Genomic DNA, 26673 nt, shown 5'->3' with positions numbered 1-26673 from the left:
GTTCGGACGACGAACGTATGGCGCTTTCTCGCCCCTACCCCGGAACGGGATTCCATTACCCGGCAACGGGATTCCACTGCCCGGCAACTCAATCCCGCGGCGGCACAAAAATGGCGGCACCGGGATTTCCGGTGCCGCCACAGGCAATGCGATAAACCAACGGCTAGACGCTACTCGGCGTCAGCAAGAGCCTTCTTGGCAACGTTGGCAAGGTCGGCGAAGGCCCTCTCGTCGCTGTAGGCGATCTCGGCGAGGACCTTGCGGTCCAGCTCGACGCCAGCAAGCTTGAGGCCGTGCATGAAGGTGCTGTAAGAGAGGTCGTTCATGCGGGCGGCAGCATTGATGCGCTGAATCCACAGGCTGCGGAAGTCACGCTTCTTGTTGCGACGATCGCGATACTGGTACTGGCCGGAGTGCTGAGCCTGCTCCTTCATGCCACGGAAGGTGCGGGAGGAAGTTCCGTAATAGCCCTTGGTACGCTCGACCAGGGTCTGACGCTTCTTGCGGCCGGCGACTGCGCGCTTGACTCGAGACATATTTAATCAACTCCTCGTTGAGGGAAAATCGGGACGCGCGAGGCGCCTACTTGGAACCCATGCGCTGGGAGACAACCTTGACGTCGCTGGGGGCGAGCTCGGCCTCCTTGCGGAAGTTGCGGATGCGCTTCTGGGACTTCTTGGACAGGATGTGGCTCTTGAACGCCTTGGCGCGCATGATCTTGCCGGTACCGGTGCGACGGAAGCGCTTTGCCGTACCCTTGTGCGTCTTCATCTTGGGCATGTTACTTCTCCTTCTTCTCGCTCGTGGCTTCGTCGCCCTCGGGCGTTACATCGAACGCGCCCTTGATGGGGGCGATGAGCATGTGCATGTTGCGACCCTCCATGAGGGGCTGCTGCTCGACGGTGGCCCAAGGCCTGAGATCCTCGGCAAGGCGGTCGAGCACGATGCGTCCCTGCTCAGGGTGAGCCATCTCACGACCGCGGAACATGATCGTGATCTTGACCTTTGCCCCCTTCTTGAGGAAGCGCATCACGTGGGCCTTCTTGGTCTCATAGTCGCCCACGTCGATCTTGGGACGGAACTTCATCTCCTTGACCTCGACGCGCGCCTGGTTCTTGCGCGCAGCCTTGGCCTTGCGATCCTGCTCGTACTTGTACTTGCTGTAGTCGAGCACCTTGCACACCGGAGGGTTCGCGTTTGGCGCGATCTCCACGAGGTCAAGCCCCTGCTCCTGCGCAATGCGCAGGGCGTCACGCACACCAAACAGGCCCAACTGCGAGCCGTCAACGCCAATGAGGCGGCACGTGCGTGAGGTGATTTCCCCGTTGACGCGAGGACCATCGTTCCTGGCTATCTCTCTACACCTTCCTCTCTCTGCGGCGCTTGGCGCCGCGATAAAAAAAAACTCCCGATGACACACAGCCGCCGGGAGACAATGACCACCCATGCCTGGGTGGTGAGAAATCTTTGTCTGACCAGACAGCTGCCGCGTGGGCGCCGTTCAGGTGGGGGCGAGAAGCCCCGCTTAGCATGTTCACGCAGGTGAGATAATACCTCAGCGGCCAGGCCGGCGCAACGACCAATTTTCGAGACGCGCATCTCCACCAAGACAACACGGGGAACGCGTAGCCGAGAAGCGCTGAAACAACTGGTGCCCGAGGTGGGGGTCGAACCCACACGAGGTTTCCCTCAGAGGTTTTTGAGACCTCCGCGTCTGCCATTCCGCCACTCGGGCGCACCATGCGCACCAGAGAACTATACCAGATGCAGCGAGAGCGGTTGGCGTCTTGCGGGCGCAGGGACGGGATTGAGTTGTACGGCAACGGAATCCCGTTGCCGGTAAAAAGTTGCACGGGTTAGCGCACGAAGGGGTTGCTCGCCAGCTCCTCCGCCATCATGGTAGCTGGCCCGTGCCCGCAGAGAAGAGCCGTCTGCGGGGCAATCTCGCGGCCCATGCGCGCAAGCGAGCGGCGCATGGCATCCGGATCGCCGCCGGCAAGGTCGGTACGGCCGCACGACCCCGGGAAGAGCGTGTCGCCCACAAAGGCAATCCCCTCGGCCGTACCCTCACCCACCAGGCAGATGCCGCCCGGCGTATGGCCGGGCGTCTCCATCACGCGGAAGCGCGCCGTGCCCACCGCAAGGACATCGCCCTCGGCAAGCAGACGAGAAGGTACCGGAGCATCGTCGTCGTAGGCAATCCCCGAACCGGAGTACGACGGGTCTCCGGCGTGCTCGGCCATCTCGGCGTCTGCCGCCGCAAGCGCAAACGGCGCGCCCGTCGCCGAGACGAGCGCAGCCACGCCGCCCACGTGGTCACCGTGGCCGTGGGTCGCCGCCACGCACACGACCTTCTCGCCAGCAAGCGCCGCAGCCACGCGCGCACCTGCGGCTCCGGGGTCAACGACCAGGGCCTCGCCGGCAGAGACGTAGGCGTAGCAGTTGGTCTGGATGGGGCCAACGACAAAGACGCGCACCACGTCACCGGCGTCGGACGCCGCAAAAGACCCCGCATCGCGAAAGTAGCTCCTCATGGCTACACCCGCTGCTTCATCTGGTTGGCGCCCTCGCCGGGCATGATGCGGCGCGCGTCGTAGACCGAGGGCACGCGAGAGACGCTGGCGAGAAGCGCGTCCAACAGGCTCGCGTCCGAAATGGCCACGATGAAGCGCAGCCGCGCGATGCCCTGCTTGCCCGTCTGCGTGGCGGCGGAGAGGATGTTGCCGCCCGCGTCGCCAATGGCGATGGTGACGTCCTTGAGCAGCCCCATCCGGTCGGTGGCCTCGACCACGATCTCGACCCTAAACTCGGTGGCGCCGGAGGTGTCCCACTCCACCGGGATCATGCGCTCGGGGTGGTTCATGAGGTCGCGCACGTTGGGGCAGTTGGCGCGGTGCACAGAGATGCCGCGGCCGCGCGTCACAAAGCCCACGATGTCATCGCCGGCCACGGGGTTGCAGCAGTGCGCGAGGTGGACGAGAAGGTCGGCGTCGCCTTTCACGACCACACCGCAGTTGCTGCGGCGCCTGGCCCCCTTGGCAGTCTGCGTGATGGCGTAGGACTGCATGAGGGGCTTGTTCTCCTTGATGGCCTCCTCGCGCTTGGCCTGGCGCTCTGCCTCCTTGCGCGCGGCCTCGAGCTGCTCGGGCGAGCCCTCCTCGAGGATCTCCTCGATGCGGTTGGCCACCTGCTTGGCCGAGACCTTGCCCGTGCCAATACCGGCAAAGAGGTCGTCGGCCGAGCGATAGTCGAACTGCGGGTACACATGCTCGATGGCCTTGACCGTGCGCTGTGTCGAGATACCGTAGCCGCGGCGGCGCAGCTCGTGGGCGAGGTCGTTCCTGCCCTGCTCGGCATCATCCGCGCGCGTCTCAACCGAGAAGTACTTGCGGATCTTGGCGCGCGCCGAGGGCGTGACCACGATGTTCATCCAGTCGCGGCTGGGCTTGGCGTTCTTGTTGGTGAGGACCTCCACACGGTCGCCCATGTTGAGCTTGTAGGTGAGCGGCACAACCGATCCGTTGACCTTGGCGCCCACGCAGTGGTTGCCCACCTCGGTATGGACGGCGTAGGCAAAGTCGAGCGGCGTCGAGTCGCGGCGCAGGCTCATGACCTCGCCCTTTGGCGTGAAGACAAAGATCTCGTGCTCAAAGAGGTCAACGCGCAGGTTGTTCAGGAACTCATGCGGGTCATCTATGTCGTCCTCGACGGCCCAGTCAAGGCTTTTGCGGATCCAGTTGATGGTCGAGTCAATCGAGCGGTCCTCGGCCGACATCTTGCCCTGGGAGTTGCCGGCCTTCTTGTAGAGCCAGTGGGCGGCGACACCGTACTCGGACGCCTCGTGCATCTCGACCGTGCGAATCTGAATCTCGATGGGCTTGCCGTCTGGACCCACCACCGTGGTGTGGAGCGACTGGTAGAGGTTGGCCTTGGGCGTGGCGATGTAGTCCTTGAAGCGGCCGGGCATGGGGTGCCACAGCGTGTGGACGGCGCCGAGCGCCGAGTAGCAGTCCCCCACCGTCTGGGTGATGATGCGCAGCGCGATGAGGTCGTAGATATCCGAGAAGTCCCGACCCTTGCGGGCCATCTTCTGGTAGATGGACCAGAGGTGCTTGGGGCGGCCGGTAATCTGGTAGTTCTTGAGGCCCACACGCTTGAGCTCGTCGTCCAGGGTCTTGATGGCCGCCTCGGTATCGTCCTCGCGCTGTGCGCGCGAGTCCTGCACCATGCGGGCAACGCGCTGGTACTCCTCGGGCTCGAGCCAGAAGAACGCAAGGTCCTCGAGCTCCCACTTGATGGACGAGATGCCCAGGCGGTCGGCGAGAGGGGCGTAGACATCCATGGTCTCGCGCGCCTTGAAGAGGCGGCGGTCTGGCGGCAGCGCCGCCAGGGTGCGCATGTTGTGCAGACGGTCTGCCAGCTTGATGATGACCACGCGGATGTCCTTCGACATGGCGAGGAACATCTTGCGCAGGTTGAGCGCCTGCTTCTCGTCCATCGAGGTCACTTTGATGGACGTGAGCTTGGTGACGCCGTCCACCAACTCGGCCACCGTCTCGCCAAAGAGGTCAGAAATCTGGGCGAGCGTTGCCGGGGTGTCCTCCACGGTGTCGTGCAGGAGCGCGGCGCAGATGGTGTCCTCGTCCATGTGGAGGTCCTTGCAGAGGATGAGGGCCACCTCGACGGGGTGGTTGATGTAGGGCTCGCCCGAGCGACGGCGCTGGTCACGGTGGTAGTCGGCCGCAAAGTGGTAGGCGCGGTCGATCTTCGCCCACTCCTCGTCGTTGAGGTAGGCGCGCGCAGCCTCCTCGAGCACGCGGAAGTTGGCCGCGTCGGGGATGACAGGCTTCTTGGCGGGTGCGGGCGTAGGTGCTGACGCCGCAGGCGTAGCGGGAGCTGTGGGCACTGTCTGAGCCGCACCCAGTGCGTCCTGGGCCTTCTCGGCCATCGTGCCGTTGTCGCCCATGGTCCCCTCCTCCTATTCGCCCACGCGCACGCCAAAGTCGGGCGCAATGGGCCTGTTTATCGCAGAGAGCAATTCTTCCTCAGTACATGAGAGTACCCATTCCCCAAACTCGCCGCACGCCTCACGCTCGCGAATGCCCTCGAGGTAGCGGGCAGAGCCCTCGAGGTCCACATGGCCTGGGTTTGTCGCCATGGTTATGAACCGCGCGTCGCCAAAGCCCGCAACCGAGAGCAGGCCCAGCTCCGAGAAGACCTGGATGCCGCAGGAGACGGCGCCCTCGGTGAGCGGTCTGCCCTTCACCGTTGCCATGGTCGCAAGCTGCGAGTCGCGTGCCGAGAAGGACTCCTTGCCCACGCTTGCGGCGCCCCTGGAGATGCCGCGCAGTGCCCGGTAGAGGGAGGCAAGCTCGTCTCGCGTGGGCGCAACCTGGTCGAGGATGCGCTGCGAGGAGGCGAGGTCGCGCTGGCCAAAGAGCAGGTGCACGCAGGCGCTGTTCCCGTCTCGTCCGGCTCGGCCGCTCATCTGGTTGAACTCCACGCGACCCAGCGGCATGTCGTAGAGCACCACGCTTCGCACGTTGGGAATGTTCACGCCTTCGCCAAAGGCGCTGGTAGAAACGATGCAGGAGAGCTCGCCCGTGCGGAAGGCGCGCTCGACGCGCGTGCGGTCAGTACGCGGCAGGCCAGCGTTGTAGAAGGCGACCCTGGGCGCAAGCTCCGGCACCTGGTGGCGCAGCAGCCTGGCCAGCGTCACCGAGCGCGCTCGGGAGTTTACGTAGGCGATGCACTTCTCGCCCTGGGCCACAATCGAGACAAGCGCCGCGTCGCGGTCGCGCAGGCCGCGGCAGTCGTCCAGACGGAGGTTGTCGCGCACGGAGGGGTCCACGACCACGTCCTGTGCGCCAATCCCGCAGAGGTCGCAGATGTCGCGGGCAACCTCGGGCGAGGCCGTGGCGGTTACGGCAAGGACGGTTGGCTCGCCCAACGCAGCGCGAACGCGAGGCAGGTCGCGATAGGCGTCGCGCGACCCCGAGCCGGCAGGAGAGGTGTGGTGTGCCTCGTCCACCACGAGAAACCCCACGCGCCCGGAGCTCGCGAAGTCGTCCACGTGGATGGCAAGGTACTCGGGCGTGGTGAGGACGATGTCCACCTGGCCGCCGGCCAGCGCCTCGTAGACGCGGGCGCGCTCGTCTGCGGGCGTCTCGCCCGTGAGCACCGCCACACCCACGCCAAGAGGCGCAAGCTCGTCGGCAAGGTGGTGCGCCTGGTCGGCCACAAGTGCGCGCAGCGGGTACACAAAGACGCTGGCACGGTGCTGTGCGAGTGCCGTGCGTGCCGCATGGACGTGGAAGACGAGCGACTTGCCGCGTCCCGTGGCCATCACGCAAAGGGTGGATCGGCCGGCCTCAAGGCGCGAGAGGGCCTCGCGCTGCGCAGGGAGGAGCGGATTCTCGCCGATGAGGGCGTGCACCAGGCTTGCCATAAGGGCATCGTAGCTTTGGGGCAAGGCAGCGGGCGCGGACGCCGCATGCCCTTCGGAAGCGCATGCCGCCGCGGAGCAGACGGCAGCGGCCCCGCCCTCTGCGCCCTCCTCGCGCGCGAAGAGCTCGTCCACGAAGCTGGGACCAGAGGGCTTCTCGTCCCCACCGTCGCGATAGAGGATGTCCTTGACCATGAGCTTGGGCTTGGTGCGGCCCTGCCAGGTCTCGTCAACGGCCTCGAAGACAAGGTCGACCACGCTGTCCGTGGCGCAGGCGCGCGGGCAGTCCGGCACGCGGAACATGATGGCAGGCACGGACGAGACTCCGTCCGTGGCAAGGAAGCGCAGGTGGGCGCCATCGGCCCCAACGCGCGAGCGGTTCTTCATGGTGACGCCGCGCACGGCAAAGAGCGGCTTCTTGTTGCCCTGGCCAAAGGGTTGCAGCGCCTCGAGCGCGGCAATAGAGGAGATTGTTAGCTCGGAGAGGTGCACGACCGCCGTAACCTCGCCGCGCGACTCGAACTCCTCCGCGGGAAGGGCGTCGAGCACCGACTCCAGACGGTCGCGGAACTCATCGAGGCGCGACGCCTCGCAGGTCACGCCCACTGCCCCGGCGTGGCCGCCAAAGCGAACGAGCAGATCCGAGCACTGCTCGACGGCACGGAACAGGTCAACCGAGCCAACGGAGCGGCCAGACCCGCACGCGATACCGTCCTGGATGGTGAAGAGGATCGTAGGCACGTGATAGCGGTTCACGATGCGGCTTGCCACGATGCCCTTCACGCCCTCGTGCCAGCCCTCGCCGCCAACGACAATCACACGGCCGCCGTGCCAGGTGGCGGCGACCTTCGCAAGCGCCTCCTCGGTTAGGGTGGACTCAATCTCGCGGCGCTGGCGGTTGATTTCCTCGAGCTGCCCCGCAAGCACCGGGGCCTGGGCGGGGTCGCTCGTCATGAGCAAATCGATGGCCACGTCGGTGGTGCCCATGCGACCTGCCGCGTTCAGGCGCGGGATGATCGAGAAGGGCAGCGAGTCCGCCGTGACCTCGGAGATCTCCTGGCCCGCGCAGGCAGCAAGGGCAACCAGGCCAGGACGCGAGGTCCTTCTCAGCCGCCCGATGCCATCAGCCACCAGCGCGCGGTTCTCTGGCGTGAGCTGCATCATGTCCGAGAGGGTGCCCAAGGCAGCAACGTCGGTGTAGGAGCGCCAGACATCCGGCCTCCCCAGGCGCTGTCCCAGCGCAGCCAAGAGCTTGAGCGCCACGCCCGCACCCGCAAGGTCGCGAGAGGGCCCCTCTGCAGCGAGCTTGGGGTCCGTCACGGGAACTCCCTGGGGAACAAGGTCCGCAGGCTCGTGGTGATCGGTCACAACCACGTCTATGCCCTGCTCGCGGAGCCAGTCGACCTCATGCTGCGCAGCAATGCCGTTGTCGACGGTCACGAGGAGGTCCGGCTTGCCGTCTGCCAGCACGCGGTCGAGCGCGGCCTTGGTAAGGCCGTAGCCCTCGCCAAAGCGGTGGGGGATGTAGGCACGGGCGCGGCAGCCCAGCTCGCGCAGGCCCAGCGCGAGGATGCAGGTGGAGCTCATGCCGTCGACGTCGAAGTCGCCAAAGACGGCAATGTCCTCCCCCGCCCTCACGGCGCGCTCGACGCGGTCTGCCGCCTCGGCCATCCCGGGGATGAGGAGAGGGTCTGCCCAGTCGCGCTCGAGCGAGGGAGTGAGGAATGCGCGTGCCTCCTCGGCGCTGGTGAAGCCACGGGCCACGAGGACCCGTGCCACTAGCGGCGGCACGCCCAGGGCACGAGCAAGGGACGCCTCCGCGCGCGGATCCGCGTCGAGGACGTCCCAGCGTCGACTGTCTAGCAGGCCAGGCACGTTAGCCTTCCTTGGGCTCGTTCTTTTCGGCGCCGTCGGCGGGGGTCGCCGTGGTCTTGGCGGCGCTGCCGTACTTTGCCTCGAGCTTTGCCCACTTGGGCTCGCGCGTCTTCCAGATGGCCAGGAGCGGGGACGCCACGGCGAAGCTGGAGTAGGTGCCCAAGATCTCGCCGACCAGGATGGCGAAGGCAAAGTCCTTGAGCGTGGCACCGCCAATGGCCAGCATGCAGACGACTGGCACGAGCGTCACGATCGTGGTGTTGATGGTGCGGACGATGACCTCGTTGATCGAGAAGTTGCAGATCTCGAAGTAGGTGTGGTGCACGCCATCGCGGAGCTGCTTGGCATTCTCGTTCATGCGGTTGAACTCGACCACGGTGTCGTAGAGCGAGTAGCCCATGATGGTGAGGAGTGCGGCAATGACGTTGGGCGAGATGTCAATCTGGAACCAGGCGTAGACGCCCAGCGTGATCACGAGGTCGTGGATGAGCGCGATTACCGCCGTGATGGACATCTTGAACTCGTAGCGGAACGAGACGTAGGCAATGATGAGCAGGATGGCCACGCCAAACGCCATGAGCGACGAGCGCGTGGTGTCTGCGCCCCAGTCGGGGCCGATGGTCGTGACGGTGTAGTTGTCGCTCGTGAGGCCCAGGGACTCGGCGGCCGCCTGTGCGTGGGCGTTGGCGGTGGTGGGGTCGGTGGTGTCGGAGCGAACGAGGAAGCCCGCCTCGCCCTGCGTGGTGGTGGTCTGGACGGTGGCCGTGCCCTCGTTCGTTGCCGCGAGGGCGTCGCGCATCTGCTCGATGGTGATCTCGCCCGTCTGATAGAAGTCTATCTCTGTGCCGCCCGTGAACTCGATGCCAAAGACCAGGCCGCGCACGGCAAGGCCGACGATGGACAGGATTACAAGGATGCACGAGAGCGTGAGGAACTGCTTGCGGTGGCCGATGAACGAAATCTCGTGGGAGAAGTGGCTACGCACGAGCCTCACCCCCCTTCGCAGACGAGGCGGGCGCCTTTGCGCCCCTCGCCTTCTGAGCCTCCTGGGACTTGCGCTCTGCCTCGGCGATGTCCTGGTCGACACCCCAGAAGCCAGGGTGCGATGGGATGACGTGGACGGCAAGGAGCCTGAGCGCGGGCGCCTTGAAGCCAAACATTGTCACGATGTCGCAGGCAACGCCGAGCGCCAGCGTGAGGCCAAAGCCCTTTACGGTGCCAGTGCCCACAAAGAAGAGCGCAAGGGCGGTGACGAGGGTCACGATGTCGGCGTCGAGGGAGGTCATGATGCCGTGGCGCGCACCCGAGACGGAGGCGTTCTTGACGGTGCGGCCCATGCGAATCTCCTCGCGGAAGCGCTCGAGCACGAGGATCGAGGAGTCGGCCGCGGAGCCAGTGGTTAGGACCATGCCCGCAAGTCCCGGCAGTGACAGCGAGAACATCCCATAGCGCGAGAGAATCGCAAGAAGCCCCAGGTAAAGAATAGCGAAGACCACGAGTGAGCCAAGCGTAAGGAGCCCCAGGCCGCGGTAGAAGAAAAACAGGTAGACAATCACGATGGCCACGCCGATGACAAGGGCGAGGATGCCCTGGTTGAGCGAGTCCTGTCCAAGCGTGGGGCCAACCACGCGGCTCTCCGAGTAGTTGAGGCTAACCGGCAGCGAGCCAGAGTCGAGCACGGTCTTGAGCTCCTGCGCCTGGTCGCTCGTGAAGTTGCCGGTGATGGAGACCTTTCCGCCAGAGATCTCCTCCTGCACGGCGGGGGCAGACTGAACCACGCCGTCGAGCACGATGCAGATCTGGCCGTTGGTGGGGGCAAGCTCCTTGGTCACCTTGTCAAAGATGTCCGCACCCTCGGAGTTGAAGGTGATGTTCACCGCATAGGTGCCCACCGAGGTGGAGGACTGTGCGACGGAGGTGGACTCGATGTAGGAGCCGTCGAGGAAGGAGGTGTAGGTGCCCTGCTCGAGCGTCGCGTTGGAAGCGCCGGCCTCAATCTTTGCGAGGGCGTCCGCGTCACCGATGTCATCGAGGCGGACAAACTCGAGGTGGCCGGTCTGGCCGATTGTCTGGACCGCAGCATCCGCGTCCGTGGCGCCGGGAATCTGGACCAGAATCGAGTTGTTGCCCTGGATCTGCACGGTTGCCTCAGAGGCGCCCAGCGTGTTGACACGCTTCTCGACGATGGTCTTGGCGGTGTTCATCTCGTCCGTCGAGGGCGCAGAGCCATCCTGCTTTGAGGCGGTGAGAATCACCGAGACGCCGCCCTGGATGTCGAGGCCGGTGGTGATGCGCTCGCCAAGTGGCGTGAAGCAGAACGCGCACGCCGCGCAGAGAACTGCAGTCACCACAATCGTGGAGACGTAGCGGCGTACGGTTGGGTTCATGCGGCGGCGCTTGGAGCGGCCGGGGCGAGCGGCGCGCCCACCCTTCGAGCCACGCGATTTCGACTCGGTAGCATTCCACCGGTCGAGGCCCGTCTTGGGGGCCTCGCGGTCTTGCTTTTGGGCCATGTGCAAACCTTCCGTTTATTGGCAAACATGCCGACCGCGTGAGAGACACGCGGTTGCGATTATTTTCCGAAGCCATTATAGGGTTTGCTCCGCAACGTCGCTGAGTGGGCCTTTGTCCCGCCCCCTGCGCGCCCGCCCGTTGTTACCGGCCCGTCTTGGCACCAAATCATTTCCGCAGGTAAGGAATGACGGAAGCCACGGACCGGTAATACCGCGCGCTTCACTGCCGCCGCTGTTACCGGCCCGTTGGGAGGTCGCCGCTGCTACCTGGGAGAACGCTCGGGGATCACGACGACTCGGTAATAAGGCCCGATCGCCCGGAATCGACATGCAGCACCCCCTCCTCGAACCCGCCGCCCTACGGGAGCGGGTGCGTTGCGGAGGCGCGACAGAATTTAGCTGCGCTTCTGCGCGAGCTTGGGGGCAATGTTCTCAATATCCGCTAAAGAACGAAACTGGCGTGGAACAGGCTGGCTACCAGTCCTTTGCGGCCGGCGAGTCCATCCAGCGCGAGACGAACTCCCCGTACGTTCCCGCGATGATCGACTCGCGCGCACGGCGCATGAGGTCGAGAAGGAAGTACAGGTTGTGCATCGACAGCAGGATGGAGCCGACCATCTCCTTCTGACGCACCAGATGGTGCAGGTAGGCGCGCGTGTATCCTCCCTGGCAGACGGGGCAGGTGCATGCGGGGTCGAGCAGTCCGGCGTCGTGCGCAAAGCGCGCATGGCGCAAGTTGAGCTTGCCCTCGCTCGAAAAGGCCGTACCCATGCGCGCCGTTCGCGTGGGAAGCACGCAGTCAAACATGTCGATGCCGTACGACACGCCGCGCACGAGCGTGGTGGGGTTGCCCACGCCCATGAGGTAGCGGGGCTTCTCGCGCGGCATGTACTGCGAGGCAAGGGGCGCAAGGCTCTCGAACATGGTCTCGTGGTCCTCGCCAACCGAATACCCGCCAATGCCAAAGCCCGGGAAGTCTCCCACGTCGAGAAGGTGCTGCAGCGAGCGCCTGCGAAGCGTGAGGTCCATCCCGCCCTGCACGATGCCAAAGAGCGCCTGGTCGGTGCGGGTGTGCGCTTTCCAGCAGCGCTCGGCCCACATGGCGGAGAGGTCTACAGCGCGCTCGACCTTCGAACGCGGGGCCGGGTAGCCCACGCACTGGTCGAGCTGCATCACGATGTCGGCGCCCAGCTTCTGGGCAATGTCCATGTTCTCCTCGGGCGTCCAGGTGAACCAGCGGCCGTCGTAGTCGACCGCGCGAAAGCGCACCCCGTCGGCGGAGAGCTTGCAGAACTCCTCGTGGCTAAAGACCTGGAAGCCACCGGAGTCCGTGAGGATGGGGCCATCCCAGCGAGTGAAGCCATGCAGGCCACCCATCTCGGCAACAAGGTCTGCGCCGGGACGCATGGCCAGGTGGTAGGTGTTGGCAAGGACAATCTTGGCGCCAAGCTCCTTGAGCTGCGGCACCAAGACCCCCTTTACCGTACCCTTGGTACCCACGGGCATGAAGATGGGCGTGGGCACGTCGCCGTGCGGGGTGTGCAGGACGCCCGCCCGCGCATGCGTGGCGGGATCCTCGGCGACTATGTCGTAGGTGAACCACTCAGGCTCCATCACGTGCTCCTCTTGCGTCATGAAAACGGCCCGGGAGACCCGGGCCGTCAGCTTGCACATGTACTTGCGCAGCCTACTCGCCGAAGCCGGAGTCGACGAGGGCGACGAGGGCGACGAGAGCCTCCTGCTCGTCGGGACCATCGCACGCGATCTCGATCTTGGTGCCGGTGCCAAGGCCAGCCGCCAGGATCATCATGATGGACTTGGCGTTGACGGGCGCGGTGTCCTTGTCGACGTTCTTGATGGTGACGTTGGACTGGTACTTCTTGGCCTCGGTCACGAAGACGGACGCGGGACGGGCGTGAAGGCCGGTGGCGTTGATGATCGTAGTCTGCTTGGAAACCATGTTAGAACTCCCCTTCTAGACTCCCTGACTAGGCTCGGGGAGCAATTCCCCGAATCGCTTATATCGTACCAAACGCTCGTATAGTTTACACACATCATGGACAGCTGACGGACAAACTCTTCTCATACGAGACGATTATCCCCACGTGCGGTTGCTTGCGGCAAAATGGAGAAGGCGCAGCAGCCGTTGGAGCGGCTACGGCGTTGCAACCACAACAACTGTCTCGCGCGGATGAAGCGCGGTTTCGAAAGGAGCCTCCATGTCTTGGGGCAAGGGCAATAAGGGCGAGAAGAGCGCTTCCGAGAAGGGTGCCACGAACGCACAGGGCAAGGCCGCGGGGGCCAGGGGCAACGCCGCCACTCCCAAGGACGACGGTAAAGGCGCGAAGGACGGTGCCGCCCAGGTCGCGTCCAAAGCCGCGGGCGCAGCCGCAGGAGCCGCCAGCGCGGCCGCAGGTGCAGCGGCAGGAGCCGCCCGTGGGGCAGGCAGGGGCATAGCAGCCGGCTTCACCGCCCTGCGCGACGTGCGCGACGCGGCGCGTCAGTACTCCTCCGCAAAGGCACAGATGGAATCCACCGAGAAGGCGCTCACGGCGCAGCGGGCGGCCCTCGAGCACCGCGAGAGCATCGAGGGTGGGTACGAGGACATCGTGACGGCGCAGACCGCAGCGCTCGCTGACGCCCAGAAGCGCGCAGCAGATGCCGTACAGTATGCCGCGCGCCTCACCCACGAGCTCCAGGACCTAGAGGCCCGTCTCACCAAGATGCGCTCCGATGACGAGCAGGCACTGCGTCCCTACAAGCAGCTTGCTGAGTCCTCCAAGGGCCGCGCGGACGATGCAACGCGCACCGTCGCCGAGGCCAAGCGCGCCGTGCGCACAGCAGAGGGCCAGGTAAAGGATGCCACGGACCGCCGCGAACAGGCGATTTCCTCAGCAAACCGTGCGCTCGACAACTCAAAGGCGCGCCAGCGCAAGGTCCAAGGCGAACTTGACAAGCTGCTCGCCGACCCTTCTGCCAAGCGAGACGCAATCGCACAGGTTCGCCAGGAGCTCGCTGCCGAGACCGCGCACGTGAGCGCGGCCGAGACGGCCGTGACCAGGGCCACTGCAGACGCGCAGTCCTCCGTCGACAACGCCCAGACGCACCTCTGGACCCAGAAGCAGTCGCTCGAGACCGCCCAGCGCGAGTCAGACGCGATGCAGGCCGAGGCCAAGGAGCGTCGCGGCGAGTACGACCGCCTCCGCTCAGAAGCAGAGGCGCGCCAGAAGAAGCTCTCGGACAAGATCGACCGCCAGAAGGCAGAGATAGACCGCTCGAACCGCCTGCGCGACAACGCCAGGACGGACGCAAGCAAGGCGAACGACCTTCTCAGCGAGGCGAAGAGCATCCACGACACGCCGCAGGCAACGGAGCAGCTGCGCCGTTCGATTGCCGAGCGCGAGCAGACGCTCGAGTCACAGCGCGCACAGGTGGAGGAGCTGGGACGCGCGGAGAAGGAGCTGCGTCGGCGCACGCGTGCCACGCGCATCGCCGTGCTGGTGATTCTCGTTGTCTTGGTGGCAGTGGTGGTGGTTCTCGTCGGCTCTATGCTACTTGGACAAGGCGGCGACGCCGCAGGCACGGCCGCCTCGGCAAGCGTGACCACTACGGGCACGGTGTCTGCAGGCGCGTAGCCGCTGTGGCGGCCCCGTCATGGGGTCGCCACCGGGCGTTTTGTCAGCGCTACCTGATGAGCATGGCGTCGCCAAACGAGAGGAAACGGTACCTCTCGTCAATGGCTGCCTGGTAGGCGGCCATGATTTGCTCGCGCGTGGCAAGCGCCGAGACAAGCATCATGAGCGTCGAGCGGGGCACGTGGAAGTTGGTGATGAGGGCGTCCACCACGTGGTAGGTGGAACCCGGCATGAGGTAGAGGTTGGTGGTGGCGTCGCGGCGCTCGACGATGTCACCGCGGCCCGTGACTGCCGCGGAATCAGGCGCGCCCTCGAAGCGACGGGCAGTGACTGCCGGCGTGGACGCAGGCGCCTCCGGGTCCCAGGCGCTCTCGAGTGAGCGAACCGCGGTGGTGCCCACGGCGACCACGCGGTGCCCCGCCGCCTTGGTGGCATGCACGGCGTCGACCACGTCCTGGGGCACGTGGTAGCGCTCCGTGTGCATCACGTGCTTGGTGGGGTCATCCTCGGTGACCAGGCGGAAGGTGTCGATGCCTACCTCGAGCTCGACCGTCTTCCAGCCCACGCCCTTGTCCTCGATCCGCTTGATGAGCTCCGGCGTGAAGTGCAGCCCCGCCGTGGGTGCCGCCGCAGAGTGCTCCTCGTGCATGGCGTAGACCGTCTGGTACTTCTCGGGGTCGCCCTCGTACTTGGTGATGTAGGGCGGAAGCGGTACATGGCCGGCCTCGTGGATGGCGGCGTCGAGCGTGCGGCCGCCCTGCGGCTCGAAGCGCACCAGACGCCCGCCGCGGTTGTCCTCGAGGAAGTCGACAATCTCGCCTGTGAGCACGACCTCGGCGGAGAGGGGCGCGTGCAGCCCACCCGCACGGTACTCGATGACAATACCGGGCTGGCGGAGGCGCTTCCCGGGGTTCACGAGGCACTCCCACACATGGCCCAGGGGGTCGAGATCCTCCCGGCGCTTGAGCAGGAGCGTCTCGGCCACGCCACCGGTTCCACGCTTGTGGCCCACGAGGCGCGCCGGCATGACGCGCGTCTTGTTGGCAACGAGAAGGTCGCCGGGGTCGAGGTAGTCAATCACGTCGGTGAAGTGGCGGTGCTCGAGCGAGCCGTCCTCACGGTTGAGCACGAGAAGGCGGCAGGAGTCGCGGGGCTCCGCGGGTGCCTGTGCAATGAGCTCGTCTGGGAGCGGGTAGTCAAAGTCGTCGGTGCGCATGTGTGTGGTTCTCCTCGTGCCCTAGGGCTGGTGTGATGAGGTGAGATGCGGCGCGTTGTGCGCCGGCCGCCCATTCTAACGCGTGGCGGCACAAAGCGACGGTGAGGCTAGCGCGCGGCTGCGGCAGCGTTGGCTGCGGCGTGGGCGGCCTCGCGCTCGGCCTTGCGGCGGTCGCGGGCCTCGTGGCGCTCGACGGCGGCCTCGGCGGCCGAGAAGCGGCAGCCACAGTAGTTCTGGCGATACATGCCAAGGTCGCGGGAGGTGCGGGTGGCCTCGGGGTAGAAGGGCCTGAAATCGCGCCACACCGGCGTAAGGCCGTAGGCGGCAGCGGTCTTGGCAAGCACGTCACCGCAGGTTTCGAAGAGCTGGTAGGGCGAGACCGCAAGCGTGGTGGAGATGTGAGTAAAGCCCAGGTCGCGGGCGATACGGCATGCCTCCGCCAGGCGCAGGGCGTAGCAGGCGCGGCAGCGTGCGGCACGGTCAAAGCCGTGCGGGGCAACGCCTGCCTCCCATGCGGCGCGGTTGTCTCCGGCAACAATCATGCTGACGTGCGCGACGTCCGCCGCCCACGCGCGCAGCGTGGCAAGACGACGGTCGTGCTCCTCCTTGGGCTGGATGTTTGGGTTGGTCCAGCAGATGGTTGGCTCAAAGCCCTCGCGGCGCAGGAGCTCCACGGGCTCTATCGAGCAGGGACCGCAGCATGCGTGGAGGAGCAGCGGCGTACGGGAACTCGGCACCAAACCGCTGCCGTTCTTGTCATCCCCGTGAAATTGCATCGGCACCGCTCCCCACAATCTTGCCCCCAGAAGGCCAAACATCGCCTTCCATATCCTCTACCAGCATATTATCTGCTGAGGAATGAGCAAGGACGCGATGCACGTTCATTCCGTCACATTTCCTGTACCACTCCTCTGCCGCCTCGGGCGAAAGCCCACCGCGGGACTTTCGCGCGACCAGCCGACGATGAAGGAGGTCAGGGTCGGCAACCAGGAGATACGACAGGTCTGCCAGGCTGCGCGTTTCGTCCCACGGAGTCTCGTTCGAGAGGAGCCAGTTCCCCTCAACGAGGACCAGGCGCGCGGTGGCCGGAACCGCGATCGCATCGTCGACGACGTCGTGGATGTTGCGGTCATAGCGCGGCCACAAAACGGCCGTGCCCGAGCAGAGCTTTCTGCACTTCTCAGCAAAGCGGGCGTGGTCGAAGGTCTCCAGCGTCCCCTTGACCTCGCGCATGGGCACCTGCCGCCCCTCTACGCAAACGCTGCGCGCCGCAATCACATCCGCATGGTAGTGAAAGCCGTCGAGTGGCAGCGCTACCAGCGGTTCACATGATTCGTCCTCGCAAGAGAGCTTCGCGAGAAGGCTCGCAAGGGTGGACTTTCCGGCACCCGGAGGGGCGGCAAGAAAGATGACCATGCGGCGGCCAAGCTCACGCTGGCGCGAAGTCCATTTGGCGAGAAGGTCGTGGCAGAGGCGAATGGTCTGCCCCGAGAAGGGGACCCGGCAGGGCACCCCGTCGACGACAAGGTCGACCACGTTTCTCTGGGGGTCTCCCATCACTGAGCGCCCTCCCCCAGCGGCACCTCGCGCATCACGACCTCGCCGCGCGCGTCATGCCCGAGGACGAGCGCGCTCGTGAATCCGCATGACGCTGCAAAGCGCGCGCCATCGTCCAGCCCGCCGCAGAGCGCATCCGCGCTGTGGGCGTCGGAGTTCACAAGGATTTGACCGCCCATCTCGTGCAGTGCGCTGAGGAGCTCGCGGCGCGGATAGGGCTGGCTGCGAATGCCGCGCGCGAGGGCACCGCAGCTGACCTCGAAGGGCACGCCCTCCCCCACCAGGTACTCCATGGCCTCGAGCGCCGGGTCAAGATATTCCTTGGACGTCTCGTCAAAGTACTTTCCGCCCTCGTTGAACTTGCTCACTAGGTCGAAGTGGCCAACGAAGGTGCATTCCGTACGGTCGTGCGTCGTGACCTCCAGTTCGTAGTAGGCACGGACAAGCGCCATCCAGTTGCCACCAAACGCCTCGAGGCACAGGGTCTCGAGCCTCTCGGGAGTCCAGTCGACCGCCGTGTCACACGGCACGTCGACATCAAGAAAGTGCGTCGAGCCAATCCGGTACTCCGCGCCGGGGCAGCACGCGGGATCGTAGAGCGTGTCCAACTCCACACCCATGAGGATGTCCATGCGTCCGCGGTACTCGTCCTTGAGCTGGCGTATTGCTGTCACATAAGCATCCCAGTCCATATGGACGTCCTGATCCATGTGACCCGAGAAGCCAAGGGCGAGAAGCCCCTTGTCAAAGCCCGCCTTGGCCATCTCCTGCGGCGTGTTCTTGCCGTCGCAGAGCGTCGTGTGCGTGTGGAAGTTTGCTCGTATCATCCCGGTCCCAGCGTTCCGCCAAAAAGTTTGCCCCACACACGATAGTGCAGCCAGGGCAAGCTTGCGGCGAGAAGCACGCAAAGAGAACGTAAGGTGATGGCGCCACGATCCTCCGCAGCGCTGGCCACGACCTTCTTCTCGTCCGAGCATTATTCGATTGGTTAGAGGGGGCTAAACAATCGAAATTTGCAAGATGCCAAGGTACCTGCATTATTAGATTGGTTAGAGCACCCTAACCGATCGGAATTTGCAGCTATGCGCCGTCACCATCACCGTCATTGGCGAGAAGCTCCACGCCCGTGTCTGTGTCGCGCACGTGCGTGCAGCCGGGCATGCGCGCAATGCATGCAACCATGGCCAGGTCGCCGGCACACCCCGAGAGGTGCGTCCACGCAAGCGCCCAGGCAAGAGCCGGCCCGGCAACCGCATTGCCCACCAGGACCAACGCTGCCGTGACAAGCACCGACGGCGCCAGCAGCACCGCCACAAAGCCGCCTCGAGTGAGCGGGTCGCCTTCGGCGCGGGTGTAGAGCATCCCCGTCTCGTAGCCAAAGCGAATGCGCACCCGGCCGCGTCCCAGCAGCAGAAACGCTGCCGCGTGGACAAGCTCGTGCACGGGCAGCGCCGCAACCGTCGCCGCCACATAGACGGCCATCCACGCGCCAACGGCCATGCCCCACCCGTGCGTCACCACAAGGTAGATTTCGCCCAGAAGGCCCACGACGAGAATTGCTGCCGAGAGGGTCACCACGCGGCGCGTAAGCGGCGTGTCACCCAGGATGTCGAGATGCGCAACGCTCCTCACGACGCGTCTCCTTCTACGCTGCGCCACCGCGAGGCTTGCCATGCGTGCAGCAACACAACCGCCACCACGAACGACGCCATATACGGCACGAGGTAACCGGGGTTGCCAAAGGCGCGCTCCCACCACTCGAGCGGCGAACCCACGGCGGGGCTTGTCACAAAACCAAAATTGGTACCAAACACTCCGTTGAACCACCTAAAGAAGGCCAGGTAGAGCGCAGATGCCGCGAGCGAGAACCACGCGTCGCGCCACTTTGGGGCCTTGTGAGGGTCGTCGAGCGCCATGAGCGAGACGGAGAAGATGAACGCATGCTCCATGAAGCCGCTGATGCAGGGGAGCGTGTACGGCGGGCAGTACGTCCAGCCAGGGAAGAGCATGGCGCAGAGGCCGCCGGTGAGGCCAAAACACAGCAGCAACTCGCGAGTCACGCGCGACGGGGCGAGCGCATGCCATAGGCAGATGTACTCGGCAATGTTGCACAGGTGGAGCGGCCACCAGTTGGGCGAGAAGGTCCCCGTCTGCACCTTGAGTACGTCTCCCCACAGCAGAAGCGCGTTGGGGACGATGGCGGCAGCGAGGACGAGCCAGCGCCTGCCGCCGTGCCAGGAGTTGTCTGCGGGAAGGCTCCGATAGCCATGGACGAGAAGCGCGATGACCGCCGCGCAGATAGCAAGCCAGAGCAGGTGCCAGGGTCCAAACATGGCAAAGCCCTGACCGCCCCACAGCAGCGGCTCCGCGACTATGACCTTCTCGACGCTCATATCCCCCCCTCTGCTCTCTCGAACCTGGTCCCTCTCGCCGCACTCGGTCGCACTCTTTAACGTACCCGCCAGACCACCCGCGCGTACGCGCGTTGTGGGATAATCACGTGGCCCATGGCGTGCGCGCCACGTCAGCGGGCGTCACCTGCACCACCACGACCAAGAGGGAGCACGTCCCACATGGCAGACAATTCCCAGAACGTCCCGGAGCAAGATCGCCCGAGCTTCCCCGCCCGCGCCGTCATTACCGGGGGCATGCCGTACGGCAACAAGAACCTGCACTTTGGCCACATCGGCGGCGTCTTTGTGCCCGCGGACTTCTTCGCGCGCTTCCTGCGCGACCGCATTGGCAGCAAGAACGTGATCTTTGTCTCGGGCACGGACTGCTACGGCTCGCCCATCATGGAGGGCTACCGCAAGAAGGTGGAGCAGGAGGGCTACCAGGGCACCATCACCGACTACGTCCAGGCAAACCACGACGCCCAGAAGGCGGCGCTTGATGCCTATGGCATCTCGCTCGACCTCTTTGCGGGCTCCGGCCTCGAGCCGGCGCGCGACTTCCACGCCCGTCTCACCGCCGAGGTCCTGCGCCGCCTCCACGAGCGCGGCTACCTGCACAAGATGAGCACCCGCCAGTTCTACGACGTCGAGGCCGGCCAGTTCCTGAACGGGCGCCAGGTCATTGGCCGCTGCCCCGTGCGCGGCTGCAAGTCCGAGAAGGCCTACGCCGACGAGTGCGACCTGGGCCACCAGTTTGACCCCGAGGAGCTCATCAATCCTGTCTCGGCGCTCACCGGCACCACGCCCGAGCTGCGCCCCGTTGACAACTGGTACTTCGACCTGCCCGCCTTTGAGTCGCAGCTCAAAGAGCTCATGGACGAGTGGGACGTCGACCCGCAGGTGAGGCCCATCGTCACCAAGACGGTGCGCGAGTCTCTCGTGCCGCCCGTGGTCTACATCCAGGACAAGTTCCGCGAGAGCTTCAACGCGGTCGAGGACAAGCTCCCCGCCCACCAGCTCCACGAGGCCGAGAAGGGCCAGCAGTCCTTCTCCGTTGAGTTTGCCAACTGGCGCGACCGCGACGACGCCCGCGCCATCCTAGAGGCCGCCGGCGTGCGCTTCCGCACGGGCAAGACGCTTCTGCCCTTCCGCATCACCGGCAACATCGAGTGGGGCGTGCCCGCACCGGAGCTCGAGGACACAAGCGGCCTCACCGTGTGGTGCTGGCCCGAGAGCCTCTGGGCGCCCATCAGCTTCACGCAGACCGCGCTTGCCCTGGACGAGAAGGCCGGCGGCACGCGCTTCTCGTCCGACGACTGGCGCGACTGGTGGTGCGCGGACGACGCCAAGGTCTACCAGTTCATTGGCCAGGACAACATCTACTTCTACTGCGTGGCGCAGCCCGCGCTGTGGGACGCACTCGACTGGGGTCTCTTCCAGGACACGCCCGTGGCCAACTACCACATCCTGTTCATGAACAAGAAGGCCTCCAGCTCGGGCAAGATCCGCCCGCCCATGGCAGCCGAGCTTCTCGACCACTACACCGCCGAGCAACTGCGTTGCCACTGGCTGAGCCTGGGCCTGGACCAGAAGGCCGTGAGCTTCTCGCCCAAGCCCTACGACACCTCCGTGAGCCACAAGGACAAGGCCACCGGCGAGGATGTCCTGGTGAAGGACGACCCGCGTGTGGTCGACCCAGCCCTCAAGGAGAGCGCCTTCCTCACCAACATCTTCAACCGCCTGGCCAGAAGCTGCATCTACGGCGCACAGAACGTCTGCGCGGGGCACCTGCCTGCCGTTGAGGCGGATGCCGACGTGCTGGACGCCTGCCACGAGGCGACGCTAGCCTACGAGCGCTGCGCCCACGCCTTCGACGCCCACGGTGCGCTTGCCGTGGCCGAGGACTTCTGCCGCAACGCCAACCGCCGCTGGGGCGACGAGTCCAAGGCCGCCAAGGGCGACGACGCGGCCTACGAGCACGCGCTGGCAAATGCCTTTGCCGCGCTGCGCACGGTGACGCTGCTCATGCACCCCGCGGTGCCGGCCGGATGCGAGAAGATCTGCGAGCACTTGGGCTTTGCGGCCGAGGACTTCTTCTCCTGGGAGCATGCGTTCGAGACCCCCGGCGAGCTGGCGCAGGCGCTTGGCGAGAACCCCGCCGAGCACGCGCTGCCCGAGCTGCCGCCGCGCTTCGACTTCTTCGAGAAGCACCCGAGCCAGAAGTAAGACGAGAAAAGAGGGGCGCCGCCGGGGCGCCCCTCTTCTTGAATGAGACAAAGGGACTGTCCCTTTGTCTCATCGCAGGTTGTTGTCGCGGTCGTAGCGCTTGGTGTCCCAGTACACACGCGTGGCACGCTGGCACTTCTCGGGAAGCTCGACGTCCTTGAGCGCCCACTCGCAGAACTCGTCGAAGCCAACGCGGTCGACGATGTAGCCGATGTGCTCCTTGCCCTCGGGCGCGTTGGGGTCGGTGTACTCCTCGATGAAGGCATAGGTGTTCTTCACGATCTTCACGATGGAGTCCTCGTCCACCCAGCCCAGCCAGTCCTGCGCCAGCCGCGGGTTCTGCTTGCCCGTTCGGCCCATGATCTTGACGCGGAAGTAGTGCTCGGGGCTGCGCGTCCAGGCACGCGTGGGGCAGTAGACCACGCACACGCCACAGCCAATGCAACGGTCCTCGTCGCGCACGACCTTGCCCTTCTCCAGCCTGAGCGCGCTCACCGAGCGGCGCTGGCACCAGTCCACGCACTGGCCGCAGCCGATGCAGCGATTGGGGTCGTACTGGGGCTCGGTCATGCCGATGATGCCAAAGTCGTTCAAGGCAACGTGCGCGCAGTCGTTGGAGCAGCCGGTGAAGGCCACCTTCACGTGGCGGTTGTTGGGGAAGATCTCGTGGTCCATGCGCTGCGCGAAGGCCGTGGTGTCATAGCAGCCAAACGGGCACAGGCGCTTGCCCGGGCAGGCCACCACGTTGCGTGTGCCGCTTGCCAGGTAGCCCTGAGAGGTGTCCTCCTGGTTGATCTTGGTGTCCTCGATGATGGCCTGGAGCTTCTCGTTGACCTTGGGCATGTCCTCCATGTGGATGCCCGGGATCTCCACTCCCTGGCGGTTGGTGAGGAAGATCTCCCCCCTGCCGTACTCCTCGGCGATCTCAACGATGCGCGCCATGCTCTTGGCGCTCACCAGGCCGCCGGGAACGCGCACGCGGCTGGCGGTCATCCCGCGCTCCTTGCTCACACGGAACGCGTTCTTCTTCATGGCCTTGACGTCGATGCCCTGAATCATGGCGGCCTCCTAGTCCAGCAACTGCTTGCTCTGGGTGTAGTTGAAGACGGGCCCGTCCAGGCACACGTACTTCTCGCCTATGCGGCAGTGGCCGCACTTGCCCAGGCCACAGCACATCTTTCGCTCCTGGCTCACCCAGATGTACTCCTCGGCAAGACCCAGCTCGAGAAGGCCCTTCACGGAGAAGCGCATCATGGGCGGCGGACCAACCACAATGGCCTGCGTCGTGGAGGGATCGCGCAGCGGAAGGCCGGGAATGAACTTGGTGACCAGGCCGACGTTGCCCTGATAGCCCTCGGGCGCGCCGTCCACGGTAAGGATGAGGTCGACGAGGTTCTCCCAGCGCGCCAGGTCATCACGGAAGAGCAGGTCGTTGGGGCTGCGGAAGCCCACAATCACGTGCTTGTCCTGCGGCGTGGCACTTGCAGCCAGCGCCTCCACCACGCCTCGCACCGGGCTCACGCCCGTGCCGCCGGCCACCACGACGCACTCGCCATCCACGTAGCGCTCCACCTCGAAGCCGTTGCCGTAGGGGCCGCGCAGGAGGAGCGACTGGCCCTCGTAGGCCTCGAACACCTCGTTGGTCACCACGCCCACGCGGCGGATGGTGAGGTCGACCGACTCGCCGGGCACGATGCCACTCACGCTGATGGGGGCCTCGCCGTACTTGGGGACGGAGACCTCAAAGAACTGGCTGGGGCGCACCTCTCCCCCAAAGGCCATGCGGAAGGTGTATTCCTTCTCGGTGTGCCTGACGACCTTGAGCACCTTGGACGAGAAGGGCAGGTACGGGTTGTTGCTAGGCGTCGACGCTCACGCTCCCCTCGTGCCGGGCGTCCCACTCGTCGGGAGCGTCGGCAAGCTTGTTGACACACGCGGCGAAGCTGATGTACTCGGGACAGACGTCGTCGCAGCGGCCGCAGCCCACGCACATGTCGTAGTCAAAGCGCTGGCGGAAGTCGTACACCTTGTGCAGCACCTTGAAGCGCATGCGCTCGCCATGCCGCTTGCGGTAGCTTGCGCCGCCGGCCACCGTTGAGTAGCCGTCGATCATGCAGCTGGCCTGCACGCGGCGCCTCTCGCCCACCCTGCCGTTCTCGGTGTAGGCCACGTCCTGCATGGTGAAGCAGGTGCAGGTTGGGCACACCAGCGTGCAGCGGCCGCAGCCGATGCAGCGGTGGTTGTACTCGTCCCACACGGGGCTGGTTCTTAGCTCGAGCGGCACGGTCTCGGGGACGCGCACGTGGACCTCGTTCTGCGTGACGTGCGCGGGAACGACCTCGCGGACGCCCGCGGCATGGCGCTCGAAGAGCGGGCGGAGGGACTCGTTCGCGACGGCGCACGCATAGCCCTCGCCCGAGCGCTCGAGCGAGAACTCCCAGTTGTCCGGCGCAACGTTTGACCCCATGTCCACGCAGAAGCAATGCTCGAAGGTCTGGGGGCAGCCGAGAAGCACAAAGTGCACGCGGTCGCGGATGCGCTTATAGAAGCTGTCCTCGGGGCCGTTGTGCAGGTACATGGCGTCGAGGCGCTTAACGCCATGCAGGTCGCAGGCACGCATGAGCACAAGGACGTCGCGCACGTCCCCCTCGCGGGCGGGGTCGCCGCAGCGCCGATGCCACCTGCCTCGCGCACCTGGTCCTCGATGTAGTAGAAAAGCGTCTGCGAGAGCGGCGTGAGCAGCTCCTTGAAGGAGTAGTCGCTCTTGGCGTCAAGCTCGATCTGCGACGCGTTGTCCACGAAGTCGTAGATCACCTGGTCCACGTCGGTGAAGCGGCCAGCGCCCACCTTGCGGACCGGCGCAAAGACGAGGTAGTCGCGGGCAAGCTCGCGAACCAGCCCGTCAAGCCCCTCCCCATCAAGCACGTATCCCATGGTCTCCCCTCTCTTCCGCGCCCGAGGGCGCACGTCCTTTCCTGTCTCAAGCGCAGGCTCACGCGCGTGCGAGCGCATACCTCCACAGAAGCCTGGGGTCGTCCTGCTCGGCAACGCCCACCCCAAGTGCCGATGGCACCGCCCCGCTCGCGGCAACGGCACCAGGCGGTCCTTGGGCGACAACCCGGCCGTCAGCCATGAGGCAGACCTTGTCGGCGAACGAGGAGGCCGACTCCACGTCGTGCGTGGCGACCACGACCGCCAGGCCCTCGTCTGCAAGGCGCCGCAGCAGCTTCGCAAGCTCCCAGCCCCTGTGGGCGTCCAGGTGCGCGGATGGCTCGTCGAGAAGGAGCGTACCGGCGTCCTGCGCGACAACCATGGCCAGGTAGGCGCGCTGCAGCTCGCCGCCGGAGACGTCCGCGAGGGGCCGGTCGCGAAGACCCCACACTCCCGTGAGCTGCATGGCCTCGCGCACGAGGCGGCGGTCCCTCTCGCCCAGGGTCCTCACGGCGCCAAGCGTGGCAAAGCGACCGTGGCAGGCCAGGGTGTAGACGTCCATGCGCGGGCACCCCAGCTCCTGCGGCAGGTAGGCCAGGTGCCGTGCGCGCTCCCTGTGGCCGATGCTCCCCAGCTCCACGCCGTCGAGAAGGACGCTGCCCTCGTGCGGCAGCACGCCGGCAAGGCAGCGAAGGAGCGTTGACTTGCCGCAGCCATTCTTTCCCACCAGAGCGCTCACCTGGCCGTCATTGAGCTCGAGCGAGTCCACGGCCAGAGAAAAGCCGCCGTCGCACACAAACGAGAGGCCCTTCACACCAATCACGCGGCCTCACCCCCACGACCCGCCGCCATGGAGTGCGAGCCGTGCTTGCGCCCGCGCCGTGCCAGGAGCGCCATGAAGAACGGCGCGCCGAGAAGCGCAAGAACCAGGCCAACCGGCAGCTCGTAGGGAAACGCGATGGTCCGCGCCACGAGGTCGCACGCAACCAGAAGCGCAGCTCCCCACAGGGCGCAGAGCGCGAGACCCTGACGGGTTGTGGGACGTGCCCACATGCGCACCAGGTTGGGGACGATGAGGCCCATAAAGCTGAGAAGGCCGCAGATCGAGACAGCCGAGGCGGCCAGAAGCGCCGCGCAGGCGATGGTGCCAAGTCTGCAGGCGCGTACGCCGAGGCCAAGGCCGTGCGCGGCCTCGTCCCCCAGCGCAAGGAGGTCTATGCCGCGACCGAGATAGGCCCCCGCAACAAGCGCCACCAAGAGGGCGGGCACGCAGAGTGCCAGGCTCTGGTAGGTAACGCCCGAGAGGCCGCCCAGCGTGAAGGACACGCGGTCCGTAACCGACTCGGGCTACACGACCACAATGGCGTCGATGGCAGCGCTCATGAGGCTCGAGACGGCGACGCCCGCAAGGACCACGGTCCCGCGACTGGTACCAGCACGGCGCGACACCAGGTAGACCAAAAGCGTGGCGAGAAGCGCGCCGACAAAGGCCATGGCTTGCCGGAGCACCGGATGTCCTGGCATCCAGAGTGCCGCCACGAGCCAGAGCAGGCCCGCCCCGGAGTTGACACCCATCACGCCCGGCGACGCAAGGTCGTTATCGAGCGAGGCCTGAAGGAGCAGACCGGAGCAGGCAAGCGCTGCACCGCAGCACACGCCCGCTAACACACGGGGAAGGCGCACGCTCAGGAGGACGAGTGTGGCAGTGGCGTCCGCGGTACCGCCGGAGGGAAGGGCCGCGAGCGTCTGGAGCGCGTCGCGCGTGCCCAGGGCCGCGGTGCCCCAAAGGAGCGAGGCAAACGAGACGAGCACAAGCGCCACGACGCCCAGAACGCACGCCCAGCGGCTCCTCTCGCTTGTACCCTCTCGCCCATGGGCCATG

Annotated in this window: 22 protein-coding genes, 1 tRNA gene and 1 pseudogene; 2 read left to right on the top strand and 22 right to left on the bottom strand. The window is 65.6% G+C overall.

All coding sequences use genetic code 11. From position 1 onward, the window contains the following. Positions 1-170 precede the first annotated feature (170 nt). The 11 genes from rplT to NVS32_RS04025 all read right to left on the bottom strand — a co-directional run bounded on the left by rplT (position 171) and on the right by NVS32_RS04025 (position 12793). Complete coding sequence (gene rplT, locus NVS32_RS04075) at positions 171-536, bottom strand: 50S ribosomal protein L20 (RefSeq protein ID WP_258498800.1); 366 nt, start codon at positions 534-536, stop codon at positions 171-173. Positions 537-582: 46 nt separating this feature from the next. Then, the gene (gene rpmI / locus NVS32_RS04070) at positions 583-780 is read right to left on the bottom strand and encodes a 50S ribosomal protein L35 (RefSeq protein ID WP_032111610.1); all 198 of its coding nucleotides are present in this window, start codon (positions 778-780) and stop codon (positions 583-585) included. Between the two features lies 1 nt (position 781). After that, complete coding sequence (infC, locus tag NVS32_RS04065; RefSeq protein ID WP_258498908.1) at positions 782-1354, bottom strand: translation initiation factor IF-3; 573 nt, start codon at positions 1352-1354, stop codon at positions 782-784. A 295-nt stretch (positions 1355-1649) separates the two neighbouring features. Further along, a tRNA-Leu gene (locus tag NVS32_RS04060) sits at positions 1650-1735 on the bottom strand. A gap of 121 nt (positions 1736-1856) precedes the next feature. After that, the gene (locus NVS32_RS04055) at positions 1857-2534 is read right to left on the bottom strand and encodes an MBL fold metallo-hydrolase (protein WP_258498798.1); all 678 of its coding nucleotides are present in this window, start codon (positions 2532-2534) and stop codon (positions 1857-1859) included. Positions 2535-2536: 2 nt separating this feature from the next. Continuing rightward, entirely contained in the window at positions 2537-4966 is a 2430-nt protein-coding gene (locus tag NVS32_RS04050; RefSeq protein ID WP_258498797.1) for a RelA/SpoT family protein, read from the bottom strand. 12 nt (positions 4967-4978) lie between these two features. Then, positions 4979-8320: a single-stranded-DNA-specific exonuclease RecJ gene (gene recJ, locus NVS32_RS04045; RefSeq protein WP_258498796.1), complete on the bottom strand. Its 3342-nt coding sequence runs from the start codon at positions 8318-8320 to the stop codon at positions 4979-4981. Between the two features lies 1 nt (position 8321). Next, positions 8322-9305: a protein translocase subunit SecF gene (gene secF / locus NVS32_RS04040; RefSeq protein WP_258498795.1), complete on the bottom strand. Its 984-nt coding sequence runs from the start codon at positions 9303-9305 to the stop codon at positions 8322-8324. Then, positions 9298-10833: a protein translocase subunit SecD gene (gene secD / locus NVS32_RS04035; RefSeq protein WP_258498794.1), complete on the bottom strand. Its 1536-nt coding sequence runs from the start codon at positions 10831-10833 to the stop codon at positions 9298-9300. The genes secF and secD overlap by 8 nt, the downstream gene beginning before the upstream one ends. A gap of 474 nt (positions 10834-11307) precedes the next feature. After that, positions 11308-12447 carry a tRNA guanosine(34) transglycosylase Tgt gene (tgt, locus tag NVS32_RS04030; RefSeq protein WP_258498907.1) on the bottom strand — a complete coding sequence of 380 codons (1140 nt, stop codon included), beginning with the start codon at positions 12445-12447 and terminating at the stop codon, positions 11308-11310. A gap of 73 nt (positions 12448-12520) precedes the next feature. Then, positions 12521-12793 (bottom strand): HPr family phosphocarrier protein, encoded by a 273-nt coding sequence (locus NVS32_RS04025; protein WP_258498793.1) that lies wholly within the window; start codon positions 12791-12793, stop codon positions 12521-12523. Between the two features lie 259 nt (positions 12794-13052). On the opposite strand from NVS32_RS04025, the gene NVS32_RS04020 reads away from it, so the two are divergent. Beyond that, on the top strand, positions 13053-14468 hold the full coding sequence (locus NVS32_RS04020) for a coiled-coil domain-containing protein (protein ID WP_258498792.1): 1416 nt from the start codon (positions 13053-13055) through the stop codon (positions 14466-14468). Positions 14469-14517: 49 nt separating this feature from the next. Here NVS32_RS04020 and queA read toward each other — a convergent pair whose 3' ends face one another. From queA to NVS32_RS03990, 6 genes are all read right to left on the bottom strand, one after another. Next, complete coding sequence (gene queA, locus NVS32_RS04015) at positions 14518-15684, bottom strand: tRNA preQ1(34) S-adenosylmethionine ribosyltransferase-isomerase QueA (protein ID WP_258498790.1); 1167 nt, start codon at positions 15682-15684, stop codon at positions 14518-14520. 107 nt (positions 15685-15791) lie between these two features. Next, positions 15792-16460, bottom strand: coding sequence for an epoxyqueuosine reductase QueH (locus tag NVS32_RS04010; RefSeq protein ID WP_258498789.1), 669 nt, complete (start codon positions 16458-16460; stop codon positions 15792-15794). Beyond that, positions 16441-17241, bottom strand: a complete 801-nt coding sequence (locus tag NVS32_RS04005; RefSeq protein WP_258498906.1) for a nucleoside/nucleotide kinase family protein — start codon at positions 17239-17241, stop codon at positions 16441-16443. The genes NVS32_RS04010 and NVS32_RS04005 overlap by 20 nt, the downstream gene beginning before the upstream one ends. Next, positions 17241-18068, bottom strand: coding sequence for a PHP domain-containing protein (locus tag NVS32_RS04000; protein ID WP_258498788.1), 828 nt, complete (start codon positions 18066-18068; stop codon positions 17241-17243). The genes NVS32_RS04005 and NVS32_RS04000 overlap by 1 nt, the downstream gene beginning before the upstream one ends. 253 nt (positions 18069-18321) lie before the next feature. Further along, positions 18322-18873, bottom strand: a complete 552-nt coding sequence (locus NVS32_RS03995) for a DUF3267 domain-containing protein (protein ID WP_258498787.1) — start codon at positions 18871-18873, stop codon at positions 18322-18324. Continuing rightward, the gene (locus tag NVS32_RS03990; RefSeq protein WP_258498785.1) at positions 18870-19634 is read right to left on the bottom strand and encodes a YwaF family protein; all 765 of its coding nucleotides are present in this window, start codon (positions 19632-19634) and stop codon (positions 18870-18872) included. The genes NVS32_RS03995 and NVS32_RS03990 overlap by 4 nt, the downstream gene beginning before the upstream one ends. 180 nt (positions 19635-19814) lie before the next feature. Here NVS32_RS03990 and NVS32_RS03985 point away from each other — a divergent pair, with 180 nt between their 5' ends. Beyond that, entirely contained in the window at positions 19815-21860 is a 2046-nt protein-coding gene (locus tag NVS32_RS03985) for a class I tRNA ligase family protein (protein ID WP_258498783.1), read from the top strand. Between the two features lie 69 nt (positions 21861-21929). Here NVS32_RS03985 and asrC read toward each other — a convergent pair whose 3' ends face one another. The 5 genes and pseudogenes from asrC to NVS32_RS03960 all read right to left on the bottom strand — a co-directional run bounded on the left by asrC (position 21930) and on the right by NVS32_RS03960 (position 26672). Next, positions 21930-22919, bottom strand: a complete 990-nt coding sequence (gene asrC / locus NVS32_RS03980; RefSeq protein ID WP_258498782.1) for a sulfite reductase subunit C — start codon at positions 22917-22919, stop codon at positions 21930-21932. 9 nt (positions 22920-22928) lie between these two features. After that, positions 22929-23705 carry an anaerobic sulfite reductase subunit AsrB gene (gene asrB, locus NVS32_RS03975; RefSeq protein WP_258498905.1) on the bottom strand — a complete coding sequence of 259 codons (777 nt, stop codon included), beginning with the start codon at positions 23703-23705 and terminating at the stop codon, positions 22929-22931. A 13-nt stretch (positions 23706-23718) separates the two neighbouring features. Further along, the gene (asrA, locus tag NVS32_RS03970; protein WP_258498781.1) at positions 23719-24501 is read right to left on the bottom strand and encodes an anaerobic sulfite reductase subunit AsrA; all 783 of its coding nucleotides are present in this window, start codon (positions 24499-24501) and stop codon (positions 23719-23721) included. Positions 24502-24852: 351 nt separating this feature from the next. Further along, positions 24853-25614 (bottom strand): ABC transporter ATP-binding protein, encoded by a 762-nt coding sequence (locus tag NVS32_RS03965; RefSeq protein WP_258498780.1) that lies wholly within the window; start codon positions 25612-25614, stop codon positions 24853-24855. After that, a pseudogene (locus tag NVS32_RS03960) lies at positions 25611-26672 on the bottom strand (FecCD family ABC transporter permease). Before NVS32_RS03960 ends, NVS32_RS03965 begins: the two are co-directional and overlap by 4 nt. Between the last annotated feature and the right edge of the window lies 1 nt (position 26673).

The sequence above is a fragment of the Tractidigestivibacter montrealensis genome (assembly GCF_024741235.1).
GTDB lineage: Bacteria > Actinomycetota > Coriobacteriia > Coriobacteriales > Atopobiaceae > Tractidigestivibacter > Tractidigestivibacter montrealensis.
This window is presented reverse-complemented; position numbering and strand designations above follow the sequence as displayed.